The organism is Candidatus Accumulibacter contiguus (assembly GCF_012940005.1).
GTDB lineage: Bacteria > Pseudomonadota > Gammaproteobacteria > Burkholderiales > Rhodocyclaceae > Accumulibacter > Accumulibacter contiguus.
Genome location: NZ_SPMX01000148.1, coordinates 1 through 5,521, shown reverse-complemented (window position 1 = coordinate 5,521; position 5,521 = coordinate 1). Strand labels below are relative to the sequence as shown.

Sequence of the window (5,521 nt, the reverse complement as noted above, 5' to 3'; positions counted from 1 at the left end):
AGTGGGCTTGCCAACTCGTTACCAGGTCAAACTCCGCGGATCACGCCCTTGATCTGCGAACGGTGGATCGGGCCGAAGTAGCGGCCATCGAAGGACGTGCCGCTGACGTCCGACATCAGCAGCAGCTCCGAACCGCCCAGCGTGAAGCGCTCGGCCGGAAAGCGCGGCAGCGGCCGGCCGGCTTTGTCGGCCTGGATCGGGGCGCTGTGCGGCAGCAGTTCGCCGTTCACGCGCACGCCTCCGTCGGTAATGGTCACGGCGTCGTCCTTGGCGGCCAGGACGCGCTTCATCAGGTAGCCGTAGCCGCCCGGGCAGAAGCCGGCGCCGACGTAGCCCCTGGCCCTGGCCTCCTCGAAGACGCCGATGGGCGGCGGGCAGAACATCACGTAAGCGCCCTTCTCCACCGGCTCGCTGCTCAGCCAGTACAGGCCGACCGGAATGCTTTGGGTGCTGTTGATGCGGGCGCCGCTGGCACAGGCGAGCGCGCCCAGCGCCAGGATAGCGGCGCCGGCGATGGCGGTACCCGTGGCAAGGCGTTGCCGCAGGCGGTTCATAGGGTGATGCCCTCGCCTGCCGGCACGTCGTGGACGTCGATCAGCTTGTCGCTGTCCTTCGGTGCCGGGATCGCGGCGCGGGCCTGGAATATCGGGTCCTTGAAGTAGAGCGGCTGCTTGCCGTAGATGGCCGGATAGCCGGCCACGTACACGACCATGTCGCCGGCCTCGTCGATGTCGCCGTGGGCGTTCTTGATCGGGCCGGGCATGCGCAGGCACTCGTCCGGGGTCAGCAGGGGGCGCTGCACCTCCTGGATGGTGCGCGACACCTGCCCCAGCAAGGCGCTCGCGCGCCGGCCGCTGGTAGTGATCTGTTCCTTGGCGACGGTGGTTTGTCCGGTCAGCTTGGAAAGGTGCTCGGCGGTCTCGACCCGATTCGGCGGGTAGGCGTTCTGCACGTGGCAGTTCGAGGTGATGCTTTCGTCGTGGCCGTAGCCGGCTTCGCGGCTTTTGAGCTGGTTGATATCCTGGCAGACCAGGTAGCACTTGATCCCGTAGCCGGCGACGAAAGCCAGCGACTCCTGCAGGATTTCGAGCTTGCCCAGGCTGGGGAACTCGTCGAGCATCATCAGGAGGCGATGCCGGTAGTGCGCGACTGGCCGGCCGTTCTCGAAGTGCAGCTTGTCGGCCAGGAGGTGCACGATCATGCTGACCATGACGCGCACCAGCGGCCGCAGACGCGTCTTGTCGTTCGGCTGCGTGAGGATGTACAGACTGACCGGCTGCGCGTGGTGCATCAGGTCCCGGATCCTGAATTCGGACTTGCTGACGTTGCGCGCGACGACGGGATCGCGGTACACCGCCAGGTACGACTTGGCCGTGGACAGGACCGACCCGGCTTCTTCGTCGGGGCGATCCATCATGTCGCGGGCAGCCGATCCGACGGCCGGATGGTTCTGGCCGTCAAGGTGGCCGTAGGTGCGCATCTCCATCCAGAGCTCGGCCACATCGCGCGCGGGATCGGCCAGCAGGGCATCGACCGCCGGCAGGGTGGCCGCCGTGCCCTCGTTGGCGGCCTTGTAGAGCGCATGCAGGATGACGCCGACCAGCAGCGCCTGGCTGGTTTTCTGCCAGTGCGATTCCAGGCCGCGGCCGTCCGGGTCGACGATCAGCGTGGCGAGGTTCTGCACGTCGCCGACCTCGTGCTCGGTACCGATCCGGATTTCGTCGAGAGGGTTCCAGCAGACGCTGCCGCTGGCCGCAGCGGGCTCGAAGCGCAGCACCCGGTTTTTTGCGTGCTGCCGGCGCCAGCCGGCGGTCAAGGCCCAGAGCTCGCCTTTCAGGTCGGTGATGACGGCGCTCTCGCCCCACGACAGGAGGGTCGGCACCACCAGTCCGACCCCCTTGCCGGAACGCGTCGGCGCGTAGCACAGGACATGCTCCGGGCCGTTGTGGCGCAGGTAGTGCGAGTGACCCCGCGGGTCCAGCCAGGCGCCGACATAGACGCCGGCGCTTGCCGCCGGCCGGGCGCCGGTAAGGGCCTGCCACAACGTGCGCGGCCGGGGCAGCAGGCCAGACGCCTGGATGTCCTTCAGGTTTGCCCAGCGGGCCGAGCCGTGCAGGTAAGGGTTCAGCCGGGAGGAATTGGCCAGGACCATCCGGGTGACCGCCAGGCCGAGCAGGCCCAGGGTGGTGACGATCATGCCGACACTGCCGGCGCGCATGATCGCGTCCGGGTACTGCCCGTACCACTGGCCAGCCCATTGCAGGATCGACCACGGCACATACAGATGCTCGAAGTGACGGCCCAGTGCCGCCTGGTAGCGGAAGTCGTGCGCGAAGAACTGGGTGGCGGACTGCAGACCGGCCGCCAGCGAAACCACGACCAACGCCGGGATGAGCTTGCCGGCTTTCGGCGCCGATCCTCGCACCTGGGGTCCGACGGCGTTGTTGAACGGGTCTTTCATCGGCTCCTTCCTGGCATCCTGATCGAGCCCTGGGTGACGGTGACCGGATCACCCAGGGCAAGACGCTGCATCCGTCGGGCGGTGGCTTCGTCCATCGGCAGCACCATGACTTCCTCGCCGCGTTTCAGCAGGGCCAGCGAGTGGCCATCGATCTGACGGCTCCCGGCGTAGATTGCCGCGCCCGAGTCATTCTCATTATATCGCCTGTATTTCGGGATATCGAATAGTTTAAGGCGTTTTTTCTTCGCGTTCGGCAATGTACTTGTCGACTGCTGCCAGCGCTGACGGCGCTGGGACTGGCCCGGATCTTCCGGCGACCGCCGCTATTCCTGGCCGAGCAAGGCTCCGTCGCAAGCCGTCATCTGGTTGGGCTCCTGGGTGCTCCAGGTGATCAGGAACATGACCCGGCAATAGCACTTCACTTCCGCTGGCGATGCGAACCAGACCGAGTTGGGACAGACTTCGCAGACGGTTCTGAGCTGCGGGTGGCGGCTGGCGTCCAACCCGGCCAACGTCGGGCTTGCGGGTAGCTCGGGGGGCTGGGGCGCTGCCGACGCGGCGGCTGGCGCCGGTGGGATGAGTTGTGCTTGGTCCAGGGCGGCTAGTGCGGCCTCGATCTGCTCGTCCTCGGTCAGTGCGTGCGCTTGCATCATGGCGGTTCTCCTTCGCGGTGATTTCGTTCAAGAGGGTCTGGCGGCGCTGCTCCAGGGCAGCGTCGTCAAAGGTGACGGGCAGGTTCGCGGTCGCCGCGGCGTGGGCGATGCTCTCCTTGAATTCGGCGCTGCCCTTAACCGTGATGCGATCGCCGTAGCGCGCCATGGCCATGCGCAAGGCGGCTTCCAGACCGCCCTGGGTGGCGCCACGGGATACCTGCAGCTTGTCGCCATCGTCCCGGATGGCGGACGCGCCGACGCGGTAGATGAGGGTCCCCTTCTTGGTGACGCAGTCTTGCTGCGCTTCGACGCCCTGCCCGCTCTGCTGACCGCCGTTGCCGGTGACGGTGTTCCCCTGCAGGCCACCCAGCGCGGCCTCGCGGGCACGCAGGGCCGCGAGTGCTTCGCTGTCGCCTTCGGTGGCCTTGCGGCGCAGCCAGTCGGCCCAGGCCTGGCGCCGGTACTTGTCGTGAATGGCTTGCTGTTCTTTGCGGTACTGCTGGTGGATGTGGTTGATTTCGTCCTTCAGCGTCCGGCTGGTGAGGGCATAGAGCGCCTTCCGGCTCAAGCCCGGGCCACCCATCAGTTTGATCGCGGCCCGCTTCAGGCGCCCGCTGCGCTTGGCGGCTTCGATCAGCCGGCTCTTGCGGTCACGGGCCTGTGTCCACTCGACCGTGCGCGCAGCGCCGTGGCCTTGCTGCTCGGCGCGGTACCTGGCGTAAAGCTCGACCGTATCAGCACGCGTCCGGAAGGGGCGCGGCCGGTACTGCCGGGTCGGCTGGTCGGCCTGGTTCGCCAGCCGCTCGGGTGAAGGCTCGAAGGCGCCGAGGCGGGCTTCCAGCTTGGCCCTGGACAGTTCGCGGGCGACGGAACTCGCCTTGACCATCGTGCCGGCCGCGTCGGCGATGACCAGACCATTGCCTCGCTCACGGATTTCCAGACCGTTGTCGCGCAGGGCCTGATGCATCTCGGCCCAGCTTTGCGCGCCCTGGATCTGTTCCAGGCATTCGCGTCGGATCCAGCCGAGCAGGCTCTCGATGCCCGCGTGCCGTTCCATGTCGTCTGCCCGGTTCTCGGCCCCGCGTTTCTCTGCCTGGTGGTTGTCGCGTTGCAGCCCGTACTCGCCTTCCAGCTTCTCGCAGAGCTCGCCCAGCGTCTTGTGGTCGCGGTACGGGTCGTGGATCGTGTAGCGGGTCGGGTGAATCTTGTTGATGGCGATGTGCAGGTGCAGGTTGTCAGTGTCGTGGTGCACGGTACTGACGCGCTGATGCTCGCCGTAGCTCAGCCCCTCGCAGATTCGCTGCTCGATCGCCTGCAGCGTGGCCTCGTCGGGTTGCTCGCCGGCACGAAAACTGACGATCAGGTGATAGGTCTTGTCGGACTCGGCGCGCCTGTTCTGCGCCTGGGTGTTGAGTACTTCGAGGATTGCTGCATCGGGCCGTTCGGCGTGGCAGTTGGTGACCGAGACGCCGGTCACCCGCTCGCGCTTCTGTTGCTCATCGATGAGGTACTTCACCAGGCCGGCGAAGTCGCTCTTCCTGACCGACTTCATGGGGACGTGCTTGGCGATCATCCCGGACTCCGCCGAATTTCAGCGGCTAAAGTTCTCATCGCTCGGATCTGGGTCTGACCACGCCCTGCATGACGCCAATCATCCGGTCCTGCGTCGCCTCGATCCGTGAGAGCACTGCCCGGATGGTGGACTCGCCGAACTGCGCCGTGCGGGCGTCGTTGGTCAGCCAGAGCTTCAGGAGACCGCCCAGGCGACCCAGGTCGCCATTGATCCGCGCCAGTTCCTCGACCTGCTTGTGGTCCACGATGCCGCGCACCTGGTAGCCGACGCCGACGTTCAGCAGGTAGGTGGACAGGCTCAGGCCGACGGCCCTGGCGTTCGCCGCAACCTGTTGCCGTTCTTCGGGAAGGCAGTACACCTTGATCGGTGGGCTGGCCTTGCGGGTGGTCTTGTCGGTGTTCTCCATCGCTTCTCCTTGCTTTCGACGGCGGTAGCCGTCCGGCCTCGCAGAGCAGGACGCCCGTTGAGCACGCAGTGCGAATAAGGCGCCGTGAAGCAGGACAAACCGCTTGCGGGTGGGCCTACTTCACCTATCCTGCCCCGATATATGCCTTTCATACGCCAAGGGTAGCATGTCTCTGCCCTTGCTTGTAGCTTTTTATTCGTTATATCATTTGTTGTGCGAAGGCAGGAACGGGCTGGCGACGATCAAACAACGGTCGAGAACAGGTAAGCCTGTTGCAGTGAGGACGAAACAATGACGGAACAACGGCAACAGCAACGCCGGATGATCGATGGCCAAGAGCTTGTCGGCGCGCATCGCTGAACGGATCGCGCGCAAGAAGCCGGCTGGCAATGTGCGCAACCGGGCGGCGTTCCTGGCTCTGCGTGGCG

Annotated in this window: 3 protein-coding genes and 1 pseudogene; all 4 read right to left on the bottom strand. The window is 66.0% G+C overall.

All coding sequences use genetic code 11. The annotated features are described in order from the left end of the window. Nucleotides 1–26: 26 nt before the first annotated feature. Nucleotides 27–554: a conjugative transfer signal peptidase TraF gene (traF, locus tag E4Q08_RS23800; RefSeq protein WP_169072230.1), complete on the bottom strand. Its 528-nt coding sequence runs from the start codon at nt 552–554 to the stop codon at nt 27–29. Beyond that, nucleotides 551–2,461 (bottom strand): type IV secretory system conjugative DNA transfer family protein, encoded by a 1,911-nt coding sequence (locus E4Q08_RS23795; protein ID WP_169072229.1) that lies wholly within the window; start codon nt 2,459–2,461, stop codon nt 551–553. Before E4Q08_RS23795 ends, traF begins: the two co-directional genes overlap by 4 nt. After that, nucleotides 2,458–4,687: pseudogene (traI, locus tag E4Q08_RS23790) on the bottom strand (TraI/MobA(P) family conjugative relaxase). Before traI ends, E4Q08_RS23795 begins: the two are co-directional and overlap by 4 nt. A gap of 34 nt (nt 4,688–4,721) precedes the next feature. After that, nucleotides 4,722–5,093, bottom strand: a complete 372-nt coding sequence (traJ, locus tag E4Q08_RS23785) for a conjugal transfer transcriptional regulator TraJ (protein WP_042335257.1) — start codon at nt 5,091–5,093, stop codon at nt 4,722–4,724. Nucleotides 5,094–5,521: the final 428 nt, after the last annotated feature.

What these genes read in the sequence shown, in the direction of transcription:
- traF (WP_169072230.1), bottom strand. Translation starts at nt 554, where the DNA reads ATGAACCGCCTGCGGCAACGCCTTGCCACGGGTACCGCCATCGCCGGC.
- E4Q08_RS23795 (WP_169072229.1), bottom strand. Translation starts at nt 2,461, where the DNA reads ATGAAAGACCCGTTCAACAACGCCGTCGGACCCCAGGTGCGAGGATCG.
- traJ (WP_042335257.1), bottom strand. Translation starts at nt 5,093, where the DNA reads ATGGAGAACACCGACAAGACCACCCGCAAGGCCAGCCCACCGATCAAG.